Here is a 1334-nt window from a genome sequence, read left to right on the forward strand (position 1 = left end):
GCCCGGATCGATGCGGTCATGCAGGCGCCGGACACGTCCAATCAGTACTGGGTGTTCTCCGGTGATCAGTACATCCTGATCGAGGTGGCCGACAACGACCACACCGACAAACGCATCCACGGCCCGCAGCCACTGAGCAACTGGCCGGCGTTCAGGGACCTTCCGCAGTTCTCCGCCCGGATCGATGCGGTCATGCAGGCGCCGGACACGTCCAATCAGTACTGGGTGTTCTCCGGTGATCAGTACATCCTGATCGAGGTAGCCGACAACGACCACACCGACAAACGCGTCGGCGGACCGCAACCACTGAGCGGATGGCTCGGAGGTCTTTGACGGCGGACCGCGGTGTCGGTCCCGCGCTGTCGCGGCCGAGCCGAGTACGAGGTGTGCGAGGTCAGTCGCTGCGGATGCCGTCGAGGATGGCCAGGGCGAGGGCCGGGTCGGAGTTGGGGGCCGGTGAGATCGACACCCGGTGGTAGACGTCGGTGTAGCGTTCGCGGATCAGTTGGCCCGCTGTGGCGGAGTCCTCGGCGACCACGGCGAAGGCGTTCGACACGTCGTCGTCGACGAACCACCCCATCTCCTTCCAGCGGCCCCGCAGCGACAGCGTGCGCAGTTCCTCCTGGAGTGCGTCCCAACCGTGGTGCTTCGGCACGGCCCGGTAGGCCGGGGTCGAGCCGTAGAAGACGAGCCGCTCGCGGACGCCCGCAAGGCTGCGCCGGTACTCCCGCTCGGTGCGGCCGGTGACCGCGAATACGTTGCCGGCGATCTCGAAGAGCCGCTTGGCCCACGGGACTTCCTCGGCCTCGGCCATGGCGCGGGCCGCCGGTACCACCGGGGAGAGCTGTACGGTCCGGCAGATCAACGAAGGCACCACCGGACGCGAAGGGGCGGCTCTGACGGAGCCGACGTTGTGACGTGGCCCCGAGTGGAGTCGCGGCGACACGAGAGCGTGTTCCCGGCTGGGGCGCCTCCGCGTTGGAGATCCTGCGGCCCGAGGTGCCCGACATTCACCGGATGACAACCCCGCACGGCAGGCGAGTTCGGGCATGCCACCGCAGGGTCTGCGACGGGCGGCACGCATGTCGGATACGAGTCGTGGTTGGAGCGGGACCATGCGATGGCCCTGGACTTCGACCCGACCGGCGGATCCACCACCGACATCTGGCCCCGGGGGGGGCCTGCCCCGAGTACGCCGACAACGTCACCGCCGGCGGCCACTACGACCCCGACACCGGGTGCCTGGACCTGCACCCCACCTCACCCACCTACGCCACCCAACTCGGCGTCCTGCGAAGCCCGTTGATCAAACGCATCAACGCCGCCGTCGGCAC

At 68.5% G+C, this 1334-nt stretch carries 2 protein-coding genes and 1 pseudogene; 2 read left to right on the forward strand and 1 reads right to left on the reverse strand.

Going from position 1 to position 1334, the window contains the following annotated elements:
- The coding region (locus GT354_RS09845) for a hypothetical protein (RefSeq protein ID WP_237534566.1) at nucleotides 1–333 on the forward strand (333 nt) is incomplete at its 5' end.
- A 61-nt stretch (nucleotides 334–394) separates the two neighbouring features.
- Here GT354_RS09845 and GT354_RS09850 read toward each other — a convergent pair.
- Nucleotides 395–874 (reverse strand): LLM class flavin-dependent oxidoreductase, encoded by a 480-nt coding sequence (locus GT354_RS09850; protein WP_161355892.1) that lies wholly within the window; start codon nucleotides 872–874, stop codon nucleotides 395–397.
- 224 nt (nucleotides 875–1098) lie between these two features.
- Between GT354_RS09850 and GT354_RS52520 the strand changes: the two are divergent.
- Nucleotides 1099–1334 (forward strand): annotated as a pseudogene (locus GT354_RS52520) (hypothetical protein); the annotation flags it as partial.

The sequence above is a fragment of the Streptomyces sp. SID3343 genome, assembly GCF_009865215.1.
Classification (GTDB): domain Bacteria; phylum Actinomycetota; class Actinomycetes; order Streptomycetales; family Streptomycetaceae; genus Embleya.